This is a genomic window from Thioalkalivibrio sp. ALJ3 (assembly GCF_000377205.1).
GTDB lineage: Bacteria > Pseudomonadota > Gammaproteobacteria > Ectothiorhodospirales > Ectothiorhodospiraceae > Thioalkalivibrio.
In genome coordinates this window covers 157,717-177,592 of the sequence record NZ_KB897905.1, presented here as the reverse complement: position 1 = coordinate 177,592, position 19,876 = coordinate 157,717, and the positions used below count along the sequence as shown (strand labels likewise).

At 66.2% G+C, this 19,876-nt stretch carries 23 protein-coding genes; 11 read left to right on the top strand and 12 right to left on the bottom strand.

Going from position 1 to position 19,876, the window contains the following annotated elements:
* Positions 1-19: 19 nt before the first annotated feature.
* The 7 genes from C935_RS0100840 to C935_RS0100810 are packed head-to-tail and all read right to left on the bottom strand — an operon-like array spanning position 20 to position 6,452.
* Positions 20-2,404, bottom strand: coding sequence for an MMPL family transporter (locus C935_RS0100840; RefSeq protein ID WP_018860625.1), 2,385 nt, complete (start codon positions 2,402-2,404; stop codon positions 20-22).
* Positions 2,405-2,407: 3 nt separating this feature from the next.
* Positions 2,408-2,962 carry a LolA-related protein gene (locus tag C935_RS0100835; protein WP_018860624.1) on the bottom strand — a complete coding sequence of 185 codons (555 nt, stop codon included), beginning with the start codon at positions 2,960-2,962 and terminating at the stop codon, positions 2,408-2,410.
* Positions 2,963-3,008: 46 nt separating this feature from the next.
* Positions 3,009-3,908, bottom strand: coding sequence for a lipid A biosynthesis acyltransferase (locus tag C935_RS0100830; RefSeq protein WP_018860623.1), 900 nt, complete (start codon positions 3,906-3,908; stop codon positions 3,009-3,011).
* Complete coding sequence (locus C935_RS0100825) at positions 3,905-4,231, bottom strand: hypothetical protein (protein ID WP_018860622.1); 327 nt, start codon at positions 4,229-4,231, stop codon at positions 3,905-3,907. Before C935_RS0100825 ends, C935_RS0100830 begins: the two co-directional genes overlap by 4 nt.
* Before the next feature lie 3 nt (positions 4,232-4,234).
* Positions 4,235-5,572, bottom strand: coding sequence for an AMP-binding protein (locus C935_RS0100820; RefSeq protein WP_018860621.1), 1,338 nt, complete (start codon positions 5,570-5,572; stop codon positions 4,235-4,237).
* Positions 5,572-6,183 (bottom strand): hypothetical protein, encoded by a 612-nt coding sequence (locus C935_RS0100815; RefSeq protein ID WP_018860620.1) that lies wholly within the window; start codon positions 6,181-6,183, stop codon positions 5,572-5,574. The genes C935_RS0100820 and C935_RS0100815 overlap by 1 nt, the downstream gene beginning before the upstream one ends.
* Positions 6,180-6,452: a phosphopantetheine-binding protein gene (locus tag C935_RS0100810; RefSeq protein WP_231367679.1), complete on the bottom strand. Its 273-nt coding sequence runs from the start codon at positions 6,450-6,452 to the stop codon at positions 6,180-6,182. The genes C935_RS0100815 and C935_RS0100810 overlap by 4 nt, the downstream gene beginning before the upstream one ends.
* Positions 6,453-6,709: 257 nt before the next feature.
* Between C935_RS0100810 and C935_RS0100805 the strand changes: the two genes are divergently transcribed.
* A complete protein-coding gene (locus C935_RS0100805; RefSeq protein WP_026278566.1) occupies positions 6,710-7,384 on the top strand; it encodes a YdcF family protein in 675 nt (224 codons plus the stop codon).
* Positions 7,385-7,409: 25 nt separating this feature from the next.
* Here the strand turns inward: C935_RS0100805 and C935_RS0100800 are convergent, their stop codons facing one another.
* Complete coding sequence (locus tag C935_RS0100800; protein ID WP_018860617.1) at positions 7,410-10,187, bottom strand: valine--tRNA ligase; 2,778 nt, start codon at positions 10,185-10,187, stop codon at positions 7,410-7,412.
* A 289-nt stretch (positions 10,188-10,476) separates the two neighbouring features.
* Here C935_RS0100800 and C935_RS0100795 point away from each other — a divergent pair, with 289 nt between their 5' ends.
* Genes C935_RS0100795 through C935_RS0100780 form a run of 4 tightly spaced genes read left to right on the top strand, consistent with a single transcriptional unit; the run spans position 10,477 to position 12,749 of the window.
* Complete coding sequence (locus C935_RS0100795) at positions 10,477-11,697, top strand: AI-2E family transporter (RefSeq protein WP_018860616.1); 1,221 nt, start codon at positions 10,477-10,479, stop codon at positions 11,695-11,697.
* Between the two features lie 12 nt (positions 11,698-11,709).
* Entirely contained in the window at positions 11,710-12,027 is a 318-nt protein-coding gene (locus tag C935_RS0100790) for a YqjD family protein (protein WP_018860615.1), read from the top strand.
* Positions 12,028-12,030: 3 nt separating this feature from the next.
* On the top strand, positions 12,031-12,444 hold the full coding sequence (locus tag C935_RS0100785; protein ID WP_018860614.1) for a phage holin family protein: 414 nt from the start codon (positions 12,031-12,033) through the stop codon (positions 12,442-12,444).
* 2 nt (positions 12,445-12,446) lie between these two features.
* Positions 12,447-12,749, top strand: a complete 303-nt coding sequence (locus C935_RS0100780) for a hypothetical protein (protein WP_018860613.1) — start codon at positions 12,447-12,449, stop codon at positions 12,747-12,749.
* Between the two features lie 21 nt (positions 12,750-12,770).
* Here C935_RS0100780 and smpB read toward each other — a convergent pair whose 3' ends face one another.
* Entirely contained in the window at positions 12,771-13,250 is a 480-nt protein-coding gene (smpB, locus tag C935_RS0100775; protein WP_018138063.1) for an SsrA-binding protein SmpB, read from the bottom strand.
* 234 nt (positions 13,251-13,484) lie between these two features.
* Here smpB and C935_RS0100770 point away from each other — a divergent pair, with 234 nt between their 5' ends.
* Genes C935_RS0100770 through C935_RS0100760 form a run of 3 tightly spaced genes read left to right on the top strand, consistent with a single transcriptional unit; the run spans position 13,485 to position 15,704 of the window.
* Complete coding sequence (locus tag C935_RS0100770; protein ID WP_018860612.1) at positions 13,485-14,843, top strand: sodium-dependent transporter; 1,359 nt, start codon at positions 13,485-13,487, stop codon at positions 14,841-14,843.
* Positions 14,843-15,283 carry a type II toxin-antitoxin system RatA family toxin gene (locus tag C935_RS0100765; RefSeq protein WP_018860611.1) on the top strand — a complete coding sequence of 147 codons (441 nt, stop codon included), beginning with the start codon at positions 14,843-14,845 and terminating at the stop codon, positions 15,281-15,283. The genes C935_RS0100770 and C935_RS0100765 overlap by 1 nt, the downstream gene beginning before the upstream one ends.
* Positions 15,273-15,704 (top strand): RnfH family protein, encoded by a 432-nt coding sequence (locus C935_RS0100760; RefSeq protein WP_018860610.1) that lies wholly within the window; start codon positions 15,273-15,275, stop codon positions 15,702-15,704. The genes C935_RS0100765 and C935_RS0100760 overlap by 11 nt, the downstream gene beginning before the upstream one ends.
* Before the next feature lie 15 nt (positions 15,705-15,719).
* Here C935_RS0100760 and C935_RS0100755 read toward each other — a convergent pair whose 3' ends face one another.
* Complete coding sequence (locus C935_RS0100755; protein ID WP_018860609.1) at positions 15,720-16,082, bottom strand: outer membrane protein assembly factor BamE; 363 nt, start codon at positions 16,080-16,082, stop codon at positions 15,720-15,722.
* Positions 16,083-16,182: 100 nt separating this feature from the next.
* On the opposite strand from C935_RS0100755, the gene fur reads away from it, so the two are divergent.
* On the top strand, positions 16,183-16,608 hold the full coding sequence (gene fur / locus C935_RS0100750; RefSeq protein WP_018860608.1) for a ferric iron uptake transcriptional regulator: 426 nt from the start codon (positions 16,183-16,185) through the stop codon (positions 16,606-16,608).
* Positions 16,609-17,005: 397 nt separating this feature from the next.
* Here fur and C935_RS0100745 read toward each other — a convergent pair whose 3' ends face one another.
* Positions 17,006-17,851, bottom strand: a complete 846-nt coding sequence (locus C935_RS0100745; RefSeq protein WP_018860607.1) for an SDR family oxidoreductase — start codon at positions 17,849-17,851, stop codon at positions 17,006-17,008.
* Positions 17,852-17,992: 141 nt separating this feature from the next.
* On the opposite strand from C935_RS0100745, the gene C935_RS0100740 reads away from it, so the two are divergent.
* Positions 17,993-18,400 carry a YchJ family protein gene (locus C935_RS0100740; protein WP_081616557.1) on the top strand — a complete coding sequence of 136 codons (408 nt, stop codon included), beginning with the start codon at positions 17,993-17,995 and terminating at the stop codon, positions 18,398-18,400.
* Positions 18,397-19,002, top strand: a complete 606-nt coding sequence (locus C935_RS0100735; protein WP_018860605.1) for a DNA-J related domain-containing protein — start codon at positions 18,397-18,399, stop codon at positions 19,000-19,002. The genes C935_RS0100740 and C935_RS0100735 overlap by 4 nt, the downstream gene beginning before the upstream one ends.
* Here the strand turns inward: C935_RS0100735 and C935_RS0100730 are convergent, their stop codons facing one another.
* Positions 19,003-19,794 carry a ferredoxin--NADP reductase gene (locus C935_RS0100730; RefSeq protein WP_018860604.1) on the bottom strand — a complete coding sequence of 264 codons (792 nt, stop codon included), beginning with the start codon at positions 19,792-19,794 and terminating at the stop codon, positions 19,003-19,005. It abuts the gene before it with no gap.
* Positions 19,795-19,876: the final 82 nt, after the last annotated feature.

Sequence of the window (19,876 nt, the reverse complement as noted above, 5' to 3'; positions counted from 1 at the left end):
GGGACTTCTGGCGGTGGGGTCAGGGGTTGGTGACTACTGTACGGCGTGACCGGGGGGGCTGCGCCAGAAGCGCGGCTGCGAGAAAGGAAAATACCACGCCCAGCACTACGGTGAGGCCCATGGCGCGCAGTACCGGCAGGCTGGACATGGCCAGCAGACCAAACACGGCCAAAGTGGACAGCGCGCAAATGCTGACCGAGGCAGCGGTAAGTTGCCTCGCCTGCTTGTCTTTCAGGGGACGACTGAAGAACACCGCATAGTCCAGGCAGAGCCCCACAATCAGCAGCAGCGCAATCAGGTGGAAAAGGGACAAGGGGATCCCGAGCAGAATCAATGCGGCCACGGTCAGGATCAGCCCGCTGCCCACTGCTGTCAGGATGCGCAGGCTGCGCCCGGGTGCACGGGTGACCAGTAGCAGCAGCAGTGCCACGGCCACCACGCCGAGCGCCAGTCGTTCCAGCGCCTGATCGCGGAACCCGATGACCAGATCCTCCGAGGCACGCAGAAAATCGATATGCTGCACGCTCACCTCGGTCAGGTCGGGCAGGTCCGCCAGCGGTTCCCGTTGCAGCCACTGCCTCACCTCCGTCGCATCCTCCACGCTGCTCAGGCGCACCCAGGCCGTCCAGTCGCCGCGCTCCTCGTCTGGCATCAGCAGGGTGCCTGTCGTCTGGCGCAGCGGCCCTTCCGGCAGCGTCTCCGGGGTCAGCGGTTCCAGCTCGCGCGTGCGTGCTACGTCCTCCAGAAAGGGGTCGAAGGCGTCCGCGCGAAAGCCCAGCCCGTCTAGCGCGGTGTCCAGTCGTTCGCGCAGGGTGTCCGCGGCGGGCAGGGCATCCTGGCGGGTGCGCTGCAGGGTCTGGCTCGGCAGGGACTGGGCCGCATGGTCGTAGTCCGTCAGCGTCCCCTGGTCGCGCAGATCTTCAAGGCCCGGGTTCAGCGCCTCGGCGGTCTGCAGCGCTCGCTCGGGGTCCGGAGCGGTGATCAGCAGGGCATGGCGGATATCCGGAAGGCCCAGGGCATGGCGCAGTTCGCGGTCGCGGTCGATGTGCTCCTGCGGCACCGGGTGCAGCGCGCCCAAGTTGTCCTCCCAGGGGAACGGGTCGGTGCTGGCGATGACCACCAGGGCCCCCAGAACAGCGGCTGCCAGGACCCAGCGTACCGTCAGGGGCGGCTGCGTCAGGGCGGTCGGTACCCGCAGTCGGGCCGGGGGCACACCATCGCGCTGGAGTGTCTTAGGCATCAGGCGGGGCAGCACCCAGCGCGTGGTGATGGCCGCCACGCCGACCCCGGTCAGCACGAACAGCCCGAGCTGGGCCATGCCGGAAAAGCCCGTGATTGCCATCAGTGCGTAGACCAGTACGGTGCTCCCGGCGCCCAGACCAATGGCCGGCCACAGCTCGCGCGCGACTCCGTGCATCCCGTCACTCGGCGGCTGTCGGCCGTGCGCGAACAGGTGCAACGGGTAGTCGAGCGCGATGCCCAGCACAGTGATCCCGAATGCCAGCGCGATCCCGTGCAGATGACCGAACACCAGCGTCACCACTGCCGCACCGGCCAGGATACCGGTGGCCAGCGGAACGGCCGCGAGCCAGACCGGGTGGGGGTGGCGGAACACGACCAGCAGGAGCGTGGCCAGGGCCAGGCTCGCGGCCAGGCTGAAAACCGTGATCTCGCCCCGGATGCGCCCGCGCGACTCGACTGCGATCACCGCAGGACCCGCGACGAGCAGGTCCAGATCGTCCGCGTACTCGGCGAAGGCCCTGTCCAGCGCCTTCAGGAGCGATTCCTGACCATCCAGGTCCATGCCGTCCGCCGCACTGTGCAGAACCAGCAGGGCGCGGTCACGATCCGGGTCAACCCAGACGCCGTGGCGGTCGCGCTGCCCCGCGCCTCCGGCCTGGCCGAGCTGCTCCAGTACCACCAGCGATTCGCCCGTGGGGTCCCGGCCGATCAGCTCCCGGGGCATCAGCGGAGCGGCACTTCCCAGGTCCTCCCGGCGTTCCTCCAGTTGCGCGCGCAGGGTCTCGACGGAGAAGCGCTCCGGGGTGACCTCGGGGCTCAGGAGATAGCGGTGCTCGAGCAGGAAATCCAGGGCGGGATCGTCCGGGTCGAGGCGTCCGTTGCGGATCTCTGCGACTGTGGGGTCGTCGCGCAGCACTCGCACCAGGTGGTCGCTGGCATCCGCGCGTGTGTCACTATCGCCGCCCTCGATGCCAATCAGCAGGATTCGTCCGGCAGGACCGCCCCCGGGATCCAGGGCGACTCCGCTCTCGGTGACCGGTTCCGGGGTAAAACCCTGCAGGTCGGTCACCAGTTCGCCGCGCCACAGCAGGATCCCCGCCGCGATCAACAGTCCGATCAGCCAGAATGCCGGTCCCGGTGAGAGGGCGAAACGGCGCGGCACTGATCAGTCGCCGCCCTGGGGATCGAGTTGCATACGGCTGCGGCGCCCTCCGGATTCTTCGGTATCCAGGCGCAGGAGTGCGCCGTCCTCGCCCTGGAGCTCGAGTCCCAGGATCATGCGACGAAGGGCCCGGTCACGCGGGGTAAGCTCCAGCGTCCAGGCGGCCAGGGTGCCCTCTGTCGCGACCTCGAAGTGTTCTTCCAGCCCCTCGCGCTCCCCCTTGGCCAGGGAGCGAAACAGCGCGGCGAAGGCGGCCAGGCCTGGCTGTTCGTCCAGGTCCACCTCGCGGCTGGAACCTCGACGTTCCACGATCACCTGGCGCCCTTCGATACGCACGCGTTCGCCGCCGTCGCCATCCATCCGGCGCTCCAGGGTGTCCGGTGGTTCGAACACGAGCGTACCGGTACGGGTCTCGGGAAATTCGAGCAGGGGGTCTTCGCGGGTCTCGCGGAAGTCGATGTGCGAGGGTGGATCGTCGGCCAGTGCCTTCAGGATCTGGTCCAGCGTGTCGCCAGAGGTCTCCGCCTTTGCGAACAGCGGGCAGGCCAGGAGGAGCACCGCCAGGACCAGTGCACGGACGCCGAGCAGGTGCCGGAAGCAAGGCTTAGCGGGACGAGTCATTCCAGAAGTCATAGAAGTTGAACCAGTTGTACGGGGCTTCGCGCACACGTGCCTCGAGGCGATCGGCGTAGCGCTGGACCCATTCGGCCAGTGCGGCCTCGCGTTGGCCGCGGGGCGCCTCGATGGAATCGGCGAAGCGTTCGAAGACGATATCGTAGCGATTGCCGCCGCGATAGAGCCCAAAGCACAGGATAACCGGGACTTTCAGCACGGCTGCCAGAAGAAGGGGACCCTGGGGAAACCAGGCCCGGCCCCCGAGAAACCGGCACTCGATCATCTTGTCGCTCTCGGCCACGCGATCGGCCAGGGTGGCCACAATTCCTCCTTGCTCCAGGCAGTCGCGCGCGTGCAGCAGGGTTTCCATCTCGCCCAGGGGAATGACCGATGCGGCGACCTGGGGGTTGAGCGCCTCCAGCAGCTGGGTGATGCGCTGGTTGTGGTCGCGGTACATCAGGACCCGAACCGGAAAGTCGTGTTTGCCGACCGCCAGCACCCGCAAGGCCTCGAAACTGCCAAGGTGGGCCCCCAGCAGCAGGGCACCGCGGCCGCTTTCGACATGTTCCAGAAAGATCTCGCGGTCGTAGACATGCAGGTCCAGGCAGTCATCCTTGCCGGCCAGCAGGAAGACGCGGTCCAGGATCACCGACGCGAAGCTGTGGAAGTGACGGGCGATTTCGCGCAGGCGCGGTTCGCGCCCGAGCACCCGGCGCAGATAATCCCGGCTGTAACCCCGGGACCTGGGAGCGAACAGCAGGAAATAGGCGGTAATCGGATACAGCAGCACACGTCCGGCCGGCCGGCCGAGATGCAAGGCGACCCACAGGATGATGCGCAGGGCCAGGGGGGATCCTCGCTCCCCCTGGCTGAACCACCCGCGGCTCATGCCGATTGACCGCCGTCGCGCAGCCTTAGCTGTCCGCTACACAGGACTTCGGGGGTCTCCGGGCCGTCGCGGACGACGCGGAACGCACACAGGCCGCTGGTCCCGGGTGAGTCGATCTCCACACGGAACTCGACGCCCGGCAGGAGCGGCGCCAGGAACTTCACTCGCGGCAGGGCGGCCACCGAGCCCAGACCGCTTTCGCGCGCGACCGCATCCACCGTGTCGAGGATGACCACCCCGGGCACGACGGGCTGATCCGGGAAGTGTCCGGGCAGTGACGGGTGGCTATCCGGGATGCGGCGGGTGGCGGTGATCGATGTCATGGTTCAGGCGCACTGGCTGTGCTGGTCCAGCAGATCCAGCAGGACCTGGCGCGGCACCTTGCCCGTCGCGCTGCGAGGGAGGGTGTCCACGCGGATCAGGGGACGCGGGAGAAACAACGGGTCCGTGGTTTCCGCGAGTGCGGTCAGGATCTCGGCCTCGGAGCGTTCGGGCGCCACGACGATCGCAGCCAGGCGTGCGGTTCCGCCTGTCCGCTCCGGATCGGGCGGAATGAACACGCCATCCCGTACGCCGGGGATGGCATTCAGGCGACGGTTGAGTTCGGTGAGGGAAGCGCGTTTGCCGGCAATATTGAGCTGGTCCGCCAGGCGTCCGCACATGCGAAAGTGCTGGGCATCCTCCAGCTCGATGCGGTCGGGCAAAGGTACCGGCATCGGGTGCTGAGGTCCCTGTACTGCGACCTGATCGCTGTCCAGCGTGGTTAGCCGGATGCCGTCATAGACTGTCCAGAGGGATTCCCGTGCAGTCTCGCGGCTGGCGATCGCGCCGGCCTCGGTGCAGCCGTAGATCTCGCGGACGGTTGTGCCGAACAGCGTTTCCGCGGACTGTGCCCGTTCACGCTCCAGCGGGGCGGTGGCGCTGAGTACGCGCGCCGCCCTGGGCCAGGCCAGGCCCGCGCGCAGGCAGGCATCCAGATGGAACGGGGTGGTGACCAGATTCGCCGGCGCGTGGTCGACAAGGGCCCGGCGGATGTCGTCCGGGAAGAACGGACGGTCGGCCAGCAGTGTGCAGGGGCCGAGCAGGGCATACAGCACCGTGGATTCCAGGCCGTACATGTGTTGCGCAGGTACGGTACCCACCAGCGTTCCGCCATCGGCGTCCAGCCCAAAGCGTTGCAGGGCCTGTTGGGTCACGATGTGGAGACTGTCCCAGCGGCGGCTGTGGGCCGTGGGGTGACCTGTACTGCCGGAGGTGTAGGCGTGAATGGCCAGCTGGTCCGCCGGGATCGCGGGTATGGCCGAGTCGCGGGCGGGCCGTGTCCCGTCCTCGGTCACCGGGATGACCGGCATGCGGATCGGAAGATCCGGCTCGTCCACCAGGGCATGGGCGCCGGGATGCCGCTCGGCAATTTCGCTCAGGGTCTGGCGGGCTCGATTGGGCGGGAGGATGTTGGTGCCCCCGCGCAACAGGATCGCGGCAAACGCGACCGTGAAGCGATAGCGGTTCTCGCACAGGTTGAAGTGAGCCCCGCCGGCCGGGATGCGCTGGCCAAGGGCTCGAACGTCTGCCAGAAATGCGGCACGCGATACGCCGCGCCCTGCCACCCAGGCGAGTGGCGTGGAATGATCGGCGAGCAGCGCTGGCGTGTTCGAGTCCCTCATTATTGCCTCAGGATGCGACGATGGTCGGCGCGCGCCAATGCGGTGAGATAGGGCAGCAAACCCGCCCGGGGCTCATCGCGCAGAAACCAGCGCCGTAACGGATATTCCAGCACGAACAGGGCCGCAAGGAACAGATAATTGATCCCGTTTGCGAACAGGGCCCAGGTGGTGGTGGACACCGCTATCGCGAGGACCGCCGACAGCAGGGCGAGCCCACCGCACAACAGGGCCCAGGCGACGGTCAGCCGCTGTGTATAACGCCGCACTTCCTGGCTGTCCGTGGCCCCCAACGCCAGGGCGTACTGCGTAATCAGGGGTGTCTTGCCCGGACGCAGCGAGCGGGCGAACAGCCATGCCAGCGCCCCTTGAATCAGTACCGGTATCGCGTAGATCAGCCCTTTGCCGGCCGGTTCGGTGCCCAGGAGCACCACCAGGGCGCCCAGCGCCAGTGCCATTGCCACGCGCCCGATCATGGGCAGGGCTGGCCACGCCACGACCAGGGCAATCAGCGCGAGCCAGGCCAGTGGAAGTTGCGGCACGTCCAGGAAGCTGCCTGCGATCACGGCCACCGGGTAGCCCAGTGCTACCCCGGCGGTGAGGCGAGCGTTCACGACGTGGATCGATGCGCCTCGATATGGGCGGTCAGGGCCCGCAAGGATGCGAATATCTGGCGGTTGTTCTCGTCATCGGAGCGGATCTGCACGCCATAGGCACGCGAGATGGCCAGTGCCAGTTCCAGGGCATCGATCGAGTCCAGCCCAAGGCCCTCGCGGAACAAGGGGGCCTCCGGCTCGATGTCCTCGGGGCTGACCTCTTCGAGATTCAGGCTGTCGACGATCAGTCGGGCGACTTCCTGTTCCATTGCGGTTTGTGATGCCACGTCTCTCCCCTAAGTAGCGGCGGAATCCGAAAGTGTTTCCCTGGGGAAACTCTCATTGTTTCCCTTTGGGAGGTGCTGGGCGCGCCGTGCACCTCCCGGCCCGGGGCCGATGATACGCAACCCCAGAGGGGCGTGGTACCCTCCAAATGCAGGGAATAAGCGGTTTTGCAGGGCGGGCCGGCAGAGTGGGTGCTCTCATGGGACGCGACAAGTCGACCGCCAGCGAATCGCCAGGGGGCAAGTATGGGGGGCAAGTCGTGATCGGCGGTCGGGTAGGGCTGCGGCGCGTCGGGCCGGACGGGCTGCTGACCTTTGGGCTGTCCAATCTGGTCATTGTGCTGACGGCGGGGCTTAGCTGGCTCGCGCTGTGGGCGCGCATGCATCTGTGGGTTCGGAGCCTGAATTGTCCGGGGCGGGCGCCCTGGATCATCGTCCTGGGGCAGCAGTTACAAGAGAGTTGCCCTGGACCGGGTTACCGCTTGCGCCTGTTGCGGGCCCTGCGCCTGCTGCGCCGCGACTCGGAGGCCCGCGTTCTGCTGCTGGGCGGGTATACCTCACCGGAAGGGCCCAGCGAGTCGGCCGCGGGGGCCGCCTTTCTGCGCCGGCGCGGCATCCCGGCCTCTCGTATCTTCTGTGAAGAGGACTCTCGCCACACCCTGGAGAACCTGAAAAACGCCCGCGATCTCCTGGCCCAGCGCCTTGGCGGCCGCCTGCCGAGCTGCGTGCTCGTGACCAGTCGCTTCCATCTGCCCCGGGCGGTGGCCATTGCGCGCGGGGTGGGGCTCGAGGTCTGTCCCTGCCCTGCCGAGCATTCGCCGCGGGTACCGCAACTGCGGCTGGCGCGGGAAATCTGGATGCTGCACTGGTATCACACAGGGCGGTTGTTCGCCCGGCTGATCCGCCATCAGGGGATGCTCGACCGGATCAGCTGATTCCCTGCAGTAGCGGTCGCCGTCGCTACATCGCGCGGATGCGTTCGCGCTGGTCGGCGAGCTGTTCGCGGGTGGCCTGCATCTCGGCGACGCGGTCGCGTTCCTTCTGCACCACCTCGGCCGGGGCACGGTCGACGAAGCTCTCGTTGGACAGGCGCTTCTCGCTTTGCTCGAGGTTCTTGTCGAGCTTGCCGATCTCCTTGTCCAGGCGTGCCAGCTCGGCATCCTTGTCGATCAGCCCGGCCAGCGGGATCAGCAGCTGCATGTCGTCGACCAGCGCCATCGCCGACTCTGGTGCCTCGTCGGCCGCATCCAGCCAGGTGACGCTCTCGGGCTTCGCCAAAAACTCCAGCAGGCCGCGGTGGCGCGTGTAGCGCTCCTGGTCGGCCTCGCTCCAGTTCTTGACCAGCACCGGCAGCGGCTTGCCCGGGGCGATGTCCATCTCCGCGCGGATGCGGCGCAGCCCGGTGATGAAGTCCTTGACCCAGTCGAGCTCGGCGGTGGCGGTGGCATCACGCGGGAAGCCGTCCTGCGCCGGCCAGCGGCACTGCACCAGGAACTCGACGTCGTCGCCGATCCCGGCGTGCGGCTTCACACTGGTCCAGATCGCCTCGGTGATGAACGGCATCACCGGGTGCAGCAGGCGCAGCAGGGCCTCGAGCACGGTGACCAGCGTATTTCGCGTGGCGCGCTTGACCGCATCCGGTGTGGCGTCGTCGTTCAGTACCGGCTTGGTCAGCTCCAGGTACCAGTCGCAGTAGTCGTGCCAGGTGAACTCGTACAGCGTCTGCGCGGCGAGGTCGAAGCGGTAGGCATCAAGCTGCTGCGTGGCGGTCGCGGCGGTGGCGGCCAGGCGGTCGAGGATCCAGCGATCGGCCAGGGTGCGGTGTTCCGCCGTGTCGGCGGCGGCCGAGCAGTCCTGCCCCTCGACGTTCATCAGCACGAAGCGCGAGGCGTTCCACAGCTTGTTGCAGAAGTTGCGGTAGCCCTCGATACGGCCGAGGTCGAACTTGATGTCGCGCCCGGTGGTGGCCAGCGCCGCCAGGGTAAAGCGCAGGGCATCGGTGCCGAACGCGGGAAAGCCGTCGGGGAAGGCCTTGCGCGTGGTCTTCTCGATCTTCGCGGCCATCTGCGGCTGCATCAGGCCCTGGGTGCGTTTGGCCACCAGGTCGTCGGCGCTGATGCCGTCGATCAGGTCAATCGGGTCGATCACGTTGCCCTTGGACTTGGACATCTTCTGGCCTTCCGAGTCGCGGATCAGGCCGGTGACGTAGACCTCGCGGAAGGGCACGTCGCCCATGAAGTGCTCGCCCATCATGATCATGCGGGCGACCCAGAAGAAGATGATGTCGAAGCCGGTGACCAGCACGCTGGTCGGGTAGAAGTCGCGCAGCTCAGGCGTCTGCTCCGGCCAGCCGAGGGTGGAGAACGGCCACAGCGCGGAGGAGAACCAGGTGTCCAGCACATCCTCGTCCTGTTCCAGGGCCACGTCGGTGCCCAGGCCGTGTTTCTCGCGCACCTCGTCCTCGGAACGGCCCACAAAGACGTGGCCATCGCTGTCGTACCAGGCCGGGATGCGGTGGCCCCACCAGATCTGGCGCGAGATGCACCAGTCCTCGATGTTGCGCATCCACTCGAAGTAGGTCTTGGACCAGTTCTCCGGCACGAAGCGGATGCGGCCGTCCTCCACCGCCTTGATCGCCGGCTCGGCCAGCGGGCCGGCCTTCACGTACCACTGGTCGGTCAGGTAGGGCTCGACCACGGTGCCGGAGCGGTCGCCGCGCGGGACCATCAGCTTGTGATCGTCGATCTTCTCCAGCAGCCCCAGTGCGTCCAGGTCGTCGACGACCTTCTGCCGCGCCTGGTAGCGGTCCAGGCCGCGATAGGCCTCGGGTACGTTGTCGTTCAGGCAGGCGTCGATGGTCAGGATGTTGATCACCGGCAGGTCGTGACGCTGGCCCATCGCGTAGTCGTTGAAGTCGTGCGCCGGGGTGATCTTCACGCAGCCGGAGCCGAACTCGGCCTCGACGTAGTCATCGGCGATGATCGGGATCTCGCGCCCGACCAGTGGCAGCTTGATCGTCTGGCCGATCAGGTGCCGGTAGCGCTCGTCCTCCGGGTGCACCGCCACGGCGGTATCGCCCAGCATGGTTTCCGGGCGGGTGGTCGCAACGGTCAGGTGCCCGGAGCCGTCGGCCAGCGGGTAGCGGAAGTGCCACAGGTGGCCGCTTTCCTCCTCCGACAGCACCTCAAGGTCGGACAGCGCGGTGTGCAGCACCGGGTCCCAGTTGACCAGGCGCTTGCCGCGGTAGATCAGGCCCTCCTCATGCAGGCGCACAAAGACCTCGCGCACCGCCGCGGACAGGTTCTCGTCCATGGTGAAGCGCTCGCGCGACCAGTCCATGGAATCGCCCAGTCGGCGCATCTGGCGGGTGATGGTGCCTCCGGACTCGGCTTTCCAGTCCCAGACGGCGTCGAGGAACTTCTCACGCCCAAGGTCGTGGCGGCCCTTGCCGTCGGCGGCGAGCTGGCGCTCGACCACCATCTGGGTGGCGATCCCGGCGTGGTCGGTGCCGCCCTGCCACAGGGTGCGTTCGCCGTGCATGCGCCGATAGCGGATCAGGGTGTCCATCAGGGTGTGTTGGAACGCATGCCCCATGTGCAGGGTGCCAGTCACGTTCGGCGGCGGCAGCAGGATGCAGTAGCTGGCCTCGCCCGATTCCGGCGGCGCGAAGATGTTCGCGGCCTCCCAGCGTTCGTACTGGGTCTGCTCGATGCTTTTCGGGTCGAAGCTCTTGTCCATGATCGCGGGCGCGCTCGGGTCGGAATGGGCGAAAGCCGCGCATTATAACGACGCCGCGCGCGGATCGCCCGGTGCGGACCCCGTTCGGCATGGCGCTTCAATGCGGCGGTGGGAATTCGGCTTCCGTGGTTTGCGATGGCGTTGGTTCGCCGGCTGCGAAGGGCAGGTACGGCGATGCGGGAAGTTTTTGTGATCCAGTGCCTGAAATAGCGGTGTGCGCCGTGGCAGACGATGCCCGGGTCGTTAGGGTCAATCTAACCCCTCAGTGTTTCCCTAAGGCGAGTTCCTCGTGGAAGACCAGCCCAAGTCGAGCATCGAGTTCAGCGCCTTCGAGCGGACCCTGTTTCGCTATGTCGCCGTGTTGGCTGCGTTTATGGCGTTGACCGGACTGGTGGCTCTGCTGGTCTGGTTGCTGGCGCAGGTGGTGTCGTTTTTCTACGCCTTGTTGCTGCCGCTGTCGGTGGCCGGGGTGCTGAGCCTGATCCTCTACCCGGTGGTGCGCTGGCTGCAGCGGATTGCGGGATTCTCGCGGATGGGGGCGGTGAGTTCGCTGTTCGGTGTGGTGTTGATTGCGCTGGTGGTCGTCGCGGTACTGGTGGTGCCCACAGCGAGCCATCAGGTTCAGGAGTTCATCAAGGGTGCCCCGGAACTGGCGGAGAATGCCTACGAGTCATTCTCGCGCAATTTCCCTAACGCGACCGAGCGCGTGGCCTCGATGCTGGAGGACCTGGATCTCCAGAGCATCATGCCGAACCTGGAAGGTGTGGGCTCGCAGTTGATGCACTACGTGACGGTGGTTGTCGGGCTGGCCTTTGTGCCCTTGTATCTGTTCTTTGCGCTGCTGTCGGGGGAACGCCTGAAGGAGGGCGGGCGCGAGGTCCTGTCGGTCTTTCGGCCCCAGACCCAGCGTGAGCTGATGTTCCTGGGCCGCCTGTTTGTCGGTTACGTGACGGCGTTCTTCCAGGGGCAGGTGGTGATTGCCCTGATCATGGGGGTTCTGCTGGCCGCCGGGTTCTCGCTGATCGGCCTGCAGGCGGCGATCCTGTTCGGGTTGATGCTGGGGTTTCTCAATATCGTGCCCTATCTGGGGACGATCGTCGGCTTGACGCTGGCTCTTCCGGTGGCCTATCTCCAGCCTGAGGGCGGTGGATTGACCCTGGTTGCGCTGGTGCTCGTGGTGTTTGCCGTGGTGCAACTGATCGAGAGCTGGCTGCTGACGCCGAAGATCATGGCGGATCGCTCCGGGCTGCATCCGGCGATTGTCGTGATCTCGATCTTCTTCTGGGGGACGGCGCTGGGCGGCATTATCGGCATGATCCTGGCTGTGCCGTTGTCGGCGTTTGTGGCCAGCCTCTGGAAGCACTTCAGGGTCAAGTGGAGTACGGCCCTGGTGGATACCTCGGAGGTGATTGAGGAAGACCCGGAAATTCTGACGGGGTTGAGTGGTTTCGACGACCCTGCAACCAATTCCGCGGGGGAGGGGTCGGAAGATGAACCAGACCCGCGATAGGGAGTACGTGTAATGGCAACGACGAAAAGCAGCAGTGCGAAGAAGCAGGATGAAGCGGAGCTTGACGCCTCCACCACTGAACGCGTGGCGGCCCAGGCCCATGAGGCCGTGGACCGCGTGGCGGAACATGCCGGTACGGCCGAGGAACGCATCCGCGAGGGCCTTTCGCACGCGGATGAAGAGGTTCGCGAACGGGCGGAGAAGGCGCGTCAGAGTTCCGAGGACGTCTTGCGCGTGGTCGGCAACTACGTACGCGACAACCCGCTGACCGCGATCGGCTTGGCCTTTGTGGCCGGGACCCTGTTCTCGGCATTGACCCGCCGCAAGTAGGCCATGGCGGCGCAGGACGACGGGCCGGCGCGCGAGCGACCGGATTCCGATACCGCCGACCCCGGGGACGTAATGCAGGACCTCGGCCGTATCCTGGGGGATTCGCGCGAGTTGCTGGGGACCGAGACCCGGCAACTGGTGCGCAATGCGGTGGGGGTCATCGTGTTTGCGGTGGTGCTGGGGCTACTGGTGGTCACGGTGTGGCTGGCGCTGGTCGCGGCCGTGGTGATGCTGCTGCAGGCCTATGCGGGGGTGTCGCCGGCATTGTCGCTGGTGATCGTGGCGGCGCTGACCGGTGTGCTGGCGTGGCTGGTTGCGCGTGGCATTGGCCGGCTGCTGCACGGCATGACCTACCCGGAGACGCGTGCCCTGGTGCGGAATCTGGTTGCACGGCCCGAGAGCCGGGATACCGAGTAGCCATGGCTGGCACTTGGCTGGGCCTGCGGGGCCGTGCTCGCGAACTGCGCCTGCGGCTGCATGGCGAGGTCGACGAACTGCGCGACGATGTGCGTGCCACCGGTTGGTGGCACGCGCTGCAGCGTCTGGGGTCACCGGAGATGATTCCCAGGGCGTTTCTGCTGGGGTTCGCGGTGGACCAGCTGCGCGGGCTGCGCTTGCTGCGGCCCGTCAAGGCGCTGACAGCGGGGGTGCTGGCGGTGACGAAACTGGGCTGGCTGACTCGCCACTGGTGGAGGAAGGGCCGGCCCCATCCGACCGAGTGATGCCGCGCCTCGGTTTCTCCCTCAGCCGCTCTTGAGGATGCGCGCACGCTCGCGCTGCCAGTCCTTGTCCTTCTTGGCGGCGCGCTTGTCGAAATCCTTCTTGCCCTTGGCCAGGCCGATCTCCAGCTTGGCGCGGCCATGCTTCCAGTACAGGGCCATGGGGACCAGGGTATAGCCCTTGCGTTCCACCGCGCCGATCAGGCGGTTGATCTCCGAGCGGTGCAGCAGCAGCTTGCGCGTGCGACTCGGGTCCGGGTTGATATGGGTGGAGGCGGTGGGTAGCGGGGTGATGTGAGCCCCGAACAGGAACGCCTCGCCCTTGCGCAGCAGCACGTACGCCTCGCTGAGCTGGGCGCGCCCGGCCCGCATGGACTTGACCTCCCAGCCCTGCAGTTCCAGCCCCGCTTCCAGACGGTCCTCGATAAAGAAATCGTGGCGCGCCTTGCGGTTCAGCGCGATGGTGTTGGAACCGGCATCCTTTTTCTTTTTTGGCTTTCCCATGGCCCGCGCAGTGTACTGCACGCGCGGGACGAAAGCCGAGGGGAACACGCATAACGTACAGGTTCGCGTTCGCGTCACGGGTCAGCGTTTGCCGCGCACAGTTGAGCCCACGGTAAGCGTGCCCCACAATTCCGGGCGACTCGAAGCCCCGCTTGTGCCGCCACGCGCCGTTGTTCGCGAATCGATATGGCTGCGCCGTATGCAGGAACGGGTACAACCAACAAGGAGCCGCTGATGCCTGCCACGACTTCCATCCACGGTCAGTGGACGACCCGCCTGGCCTTTATCCTCGCGGCCACCGGGTCGGCTGTCGGACTCGGCAATATCTGGCGTTTTCCCTATATCGCGGGCGACAACGGGGGCGGGGCCTTCGTGCTGGTCTACCTCGGCTGCATCCTGCTGATCGGGCTGCCGGTGATGATGGCCGAGATCCTGCTGGGCCGGCGCGGCCGCCAGAGCCCGATCAACACGATGGTGACGCTGGCGCGCGAGGAGGGGCTGAGCCGAGGCTGGGGCATGATCGGCTGGATCGGTGTGCTCGCCGGGTTCCTGATCCTGTCGTTCTACAGCGTGGTGGCCGGCTGGTCGCTGTCCTATGTGTTCAAGTCCGGCACGGGCGGTTTCATGGGGCTGGATGCGGATGGCTCGGAGGCCATGTTCGATGGCCTGCTCTCTAATCCCGAGGCCCTGCTGGCCTGGCATACGATCTTCATGGTGATGACCGCGATGGTGGTCGCGCGCGGCGTGCAGTCCGGTCTGGAGAAGGCCGTGACCATCCTGATGCCGCTGCTGTTCGTGATGCTGGTGGTGATGGTCGGCTACGCGATGGTGGAAGGGCACTTTATCGCGGGGCTGGAGTTCCTGCTGTACCCGGACTTCTCGGCGCTGACGGCCAACGCGGTGCTGCTGGCGATGGGGCAGGCGTTCTTTACGCTGAGCCTCGGCATGGGCGCGATCATGATCTATGGCAGCTACCTGCAGAGCGAGGCCTCGATCGCGCGGACGTCGGCAACCGTGGTGGGGGCCGATACCCTAGTGGCGATCATGGCTGGGCTGGCGATCTTTCCGATCGTGCTGGGCGCGGGCCTTTCGCCCGAGCAGGGCCCGGGCCTGATCTTCGTCACGCTGCCGCTGTCGTTCGCGGAGATGCCGGGTGGGCTCTATTTCGGGACCATGTTCTTTGTGTTGCTGGTCTTCGCGGCCTGGACCTCGTCGATCTCCATTATCGAGCCGGCGGTCGCCTACCTGGTGGAGAACATCGGCATGACGCGCGTGGCCGCGAGCGCCAGCATCGGCATCGCCGCCTGGCTGTTGGGGATCGGCGCACTGCTGTCGCTGAACGTCTGGTCCGATTACACCCTGTTCAACATGGGGATCCTGGACCTGCTGGACTATGTGACTGCTAACATCCTGCTCCCGCTGGGCGGGTTTCTGATCGCGGTATTCGTGGGCTGGCGCATGACCGAGCGCTCGGTCCAGTCCGAGCTGCGCATGAAACTCGGGGGGCTGTACCAGATCTGGTATTTCCTGGTGCGCTTCGTAGCCCCGATCGCCATCCTGTTTGTGTTCCTGCGCGCGGTGGAGCTTATTTGATGTCCTCGACAGTTCGGCGCTCGGCGGAGGTCCCGTACACCCGCGAGCAGATGTTCGACCTCGTCAATGACGTGGATTCCTACTCCCAGTTTCTGCCGGGTTGTCGGAGTTCGCGTGCGCGCATGCGCAACGACGAGGAGGTGGAAGGCACCATCGAGATGGCCAAGGGCGCCCTGCACAAGTCGTTTACCACCCGCAATCGTGTGCAACGCCCCGAGCGCATCGATATCCATCTGGTCGACGGGCCGTTTCGCCGCCTGCACGGCACCTGGCGCTTTACCGACCTGGAAAACGGCCAGACGCGAATCTCGCTGGAGCTGGAGTTCGAATTCGCCAGCCGCCTGATGTCATTCGCGATCGGGCCGATCTTCCATCAGCTGGCCAACTCTTTCGTCGACGCCTTCGTACGGCGTGCGCGCGAGGTCCACGGTGGCCGATGATACGGAGGCGGTCAGCCCCGAGTCGGGGGAGGGCACGATCCGCATCGAGGTGGCCTATGCGCGCCCCGACCGCCAGGTGATCCTGCCACTGGTCGTGCCCGAGGGGACGACCGTAGACGCCGCCCTGCGGCAATCGGAGATCGACGCGCAGTTTCCCGAGATCGATCTGGACAATGCCAAGGTCGGGATATTTGGCAAGCTCACCCGTCGCGACACGGTGCTGCGCCCCAGGGACCGCATCGAAATCTACCGCCCGTTGATTGCCGACCCGAAAGAGGTCCGTCGTCAGCGGGCCGGCAAGAATCGGAAAAAGCCCGGCAAGGGGGGCGCGCAGAAGGGGGACGATCAGGCTTCCGCAAAACCTGCAGGCCAGAAGCAGGAGGGCGAAACCGAGGGTGGAAACGATTCGGCCAGCGATTGATCCGGCCGGCTGCGATCAGTTGTCGTCGATGTCGACCGGGTATTCGTCCAGCGCGACCGGTTGCGGCACGTCGGAATCGACATAGCTGACCACGCCATTCTCGAAGAACACCGTTACGCGGCGCTGCTCCGTGGGACCGATGCCGGGTCGGCGATAGTAGACGTAGTCCCAGCGGTCTTCGCGCTTGAACGCGCCGTCGATCTGTGGCGACCCCATCAGAAAGCGGACCTGCTGCCGGGTCATGCCCGGCTGGATCTGGGCCACCTGTGTCGCGTCGATGACGTTGCCCTGCTGTACGTCGAGGCGGAACTGGTTGAAGCCACTGCAGGCACTGAGCAAGCTTGCAGCCACGGCAATAGAAATGAGAATCTTGATCATCGAGCCGGCGGGTCCCCAGAAGTCGGATGGGCCGTTGAACGCGCATGGTACACCAAAGCGTCCGGATGCTCTCAAGCAATCCGGTGACGGGAATCGAAGGATGGAAACAAGCGATCTCAAGAAAGCGGGGCTCAAGGTCACGCTGCCGCGGATGAAGATTCTGGAGATCCTCGAGAACTCCGAGACGCGTCACCTGACGGCCGAGGCCATCTACCGCGAGCTGCTCGACTCCGGCGAGGAGATCGGGTTGGCCACGGTCTACCGCGTACTGACCCAGTTCGAGGCGGCGGGGTTGGTGTGCCGGCTGCATCTGGAAGGTAGCCAGGCCGTGTTCGAGCTGGAGCGTGGCGGGCACCACGATCACATCGTCTGCAATCAGTGCGGCCGCGTGGAAGAATTCTTCGACGAAACCATCGAGACTCGCCAGCGCGAGATCGCACGCCAGCACGGCTTCTCCATCAAGGACCACGCCCTGGTTTTGTACGGCGACTGCAGCGACAGCGCCTGCCCCCACCGCCCGGTCTGACCCGCCCTCACGCTGTTTCCCGGTCCGGCCGTCTCGTGGCTGGTCCCGCTCCGGCCTGTCACGCCCTCCACAAGGGCTAATATCGGGGAGGGAAGTGCCAAACAGAAGGTGTTCCAGCGCCTGCCATAAGCCCCTAGCTGTAGGGTCCGTTGAGCGTAGCGAAACGCACCATGCCGATGCTGGGGCAACCCCCTGATGCGATTCGCTGCGCTCATCCGCATCCTACCTGCCCCCCGGCGCGCGCTCGCGAGTGAGCGCATGGCAGAGTGCGGACCGAAGGCACATAAACACCGGATGCCGAACCAAGGCCTGCCACAACAAGGCAGGCGGCTGGACGAAGCCACCGTAAACACCAGCCGACGAACCATGCCTAGTCTGAAAGGCGTGAGGGTGTGGCTCAGGTGGTGGCGAGCCGGTCGAGCAGCGCACGATAGCCGGTGCGGTAGTCGGGGTAGCGCAGTCGATAACCACTGGCATGCAGCCGGTCGTTGCGGCAGCGTTTTCCGCGAACATCACCGGCCGGCATCGGCGGCGTCCCCGGCGGATCGATCGCCAACTTCTGCGCCAGCCAGCCGAGCAGTTCATGCCGCAACGCCGGGGCGTCATCGACGCCCAGGTAAAGCGGTTCGGGGGTGTCCAGATGAAACAGATGGGTCAGCAGACCCACGCAATCCTCGCGGTGGATGCGGTTGGTCCAGACCGGTGCTTCGTGCTGGCCGCGCACGCCCTCGCGGACCTTGCGCAGGTGGTACTCGCGCCCCGGCCCATAGATGCCGCCAAAGCGTACGACCACGCCGGCAAACGCGCTGTCGGCCAGCAACTGCTCGGCTTCCAGCAGGCAGCGTCCGGAGAAGCGGGTGGGCTCGGCGGGGCTGGTCTCGTCCACCCAGCGGCCGTCGTCGGCGCCAAACACCGAGGTACTGGAGACAAACACGATGCGGCGCGGCCGCTGATGTCCCTGCTCCAGCGCGGCGAGGGTGTTGCGCAGACCGTCGACATAGGCGCGGCGGTAGGCCTCCTCGGTGAACTCGCCCGGGGTAGCGATGAAATAGACGGTATCCAGCGCCGGGGGGAGTGGTGGCAGCGCGTCCGCGCAGGCGAAGTCGCCGGCCAGCGGCCGGATCGGTTCCGGGATGCGCTCAGGCTGGCGTCGCAGGCCCCAGACCGAATGCCCGGCAGCAGCGAGTCGTTCTCCGACCCCGCAGCCGAGATCGCCGCAGCCCATGATCAGGATGTTGGCCATTGGTTTCTCCAGGAGGCCTTCGCAACCTAACGTTTCCATGCGCGGAAGGCCAGCTTTGGGAATTTTTTCCCAACAAGTGCGGGTTCGACCCGGGGCAATGGCTCGGGCATGCTGGGGGCGCAGACGTAGGGGGGATATCGCTTGGGCAAGGCCAGCCGCAGGAAGGGGGACGCATGCGCCTGTGGATCCGGGCTGGACCGTACGGCTTGCTGCGGGCGGTATCTGGACGGCACGGCCGTGGCCCCGACGGCGGAGGCGCTGATGCGCTCGCGCTACGCTGCCTTCGTGGAGGGTCGCGAGGACTACCTGCTGGTTACGTGGGCTACCGCGACACGCCCCGAATCCCTGTCGCTGGAGCCCGATCAGCGCTGGCTCGGTCTGACGATCCGCGCGACCGAAGCAGGTGGGCCGGAGGATCGGGAGGGCTGGGTCGAGTTCGTCGCCCGTTCGCGGGTGCGCGGCCAGGGGGTGCGCCTGCACGAGCGCAGCCACTTTTGCCGCGAGGACGGGCACTGGGTCTATGTCGACGGGGAGTTTCCAGGCGCATGAGCAATGGGGATCGCCCGGCCGGTTCGCCGGTGGACGCGGCGCTGCTGGAACGGGTGCTGGAGTCCCTGCGTGCGAACCCTCGGGGATGCACCGAGCATGCCCTGATTGCGCAACTGCACGATCAGGGGGTGGAGCCGTTCGCCGTGGCGCGCCTGCAGGAGCCGCTGAGCCTGTTCCAGACCCATTTCCTGCTGTTCCATTGCCTGTACCGGCTGCGCGATGTGCTGGCGCAGGGGGGCGAATGGCTGCGTATCCACTGTCTGGATATCGGGATCGAGCCGCTACGGGCGGTGGACACGGCATCCGGGGTGCCCGCTCGGGCTGACCCCCTGCGGAGCTACTACCTGGATCTGACGCGGCTGGAGGGGATGGACGCGGCCGCGGTGGAGGCACTGCTGGGCGAGTTCTGGTCGCAATTGGCATGCGACGAGCGGCGTGAACAGGCGCTCGAGGTGCTGGGGCTGGAGGATCCGGTCGATGCGGATGCGATCCGGCAGCAGTACCGTCGCCTGGCGCAGCGCCACCACCCCGACCGGGGTGGTGATACGGCCGCCCTGCAGCGGATCAATGCGGCGCGCTGGGTGCTACTGGCTCAGAAATAGTCAGTCGTCCGAGTCGGACATCGTGGTCACGAAGGCCTGTTCCACGGTGAAGTTGCCGACCCCCTTGTAGTTGGTCTGGGTCCAGCCGTGTTCAACCAGCCACTCGCTCATTTCGCGGTTCATCGCCGGATTGCCGCAGAGCATCACGCGGTCGTGCTCCGGATCCGCCGGGGGCAGGCTGAGGATCTGGAACAGCTCGCCGGAGCGGAACATGTCGGCCCCGCGCTGGTTGTTGTCATACGGCTGCTGTGCGATCGGGCAGGCGAAGTCGTGGTTCTCGCGCGTCACCGTCGGCACGTAGCGCAGGCGGTCGCTGATGCGCGACTCGATCTCCTGGCGGTAGGCCAGCTCCTCGACGGTACGCACGCTGTGTACCAGCACTGCGTTTTCGAAGTGCTCGAACAGCTCCGGGCTGCGGATGAGCGAGATGAACGGGGCCAGCCCCGTCCCCGTGGCCAGCATGTACAGGGTGCGTCCGGGCTGCACGTAGTCGAAGGTTAGCGAACCGGTGACCTTGGTGTTGATCCAGACCGAATCGCCCGGTCCAGCCTGGGCCAGGCGGCTGGTCAGTGCGCCATCGGGCACGTGGATGCTCAGGAACTCCAATTCCTCGGCCTCCGGTTCGGAGACGATCGAGTAGGCGCGCGGGATCAGCTTGCCCTCGGGGCGCAGCCCCAGCGTCACGAACTGCCCGTTCTTGAACTTCAGGCCTTCCGGGCGCGTGGTCTTGAAGCTAAAGGTTTTGTCCGACCAGCGATGGGTCGAGGTGATCTGTTCTTCCGAATACGGCATGGGGTCCCACGGTTGATCAGTTGAGAATGGGCGCACGCTAACAGCTTGCCCGCGGCAAGGCGAAAGCGTTGGCTATCTGAAG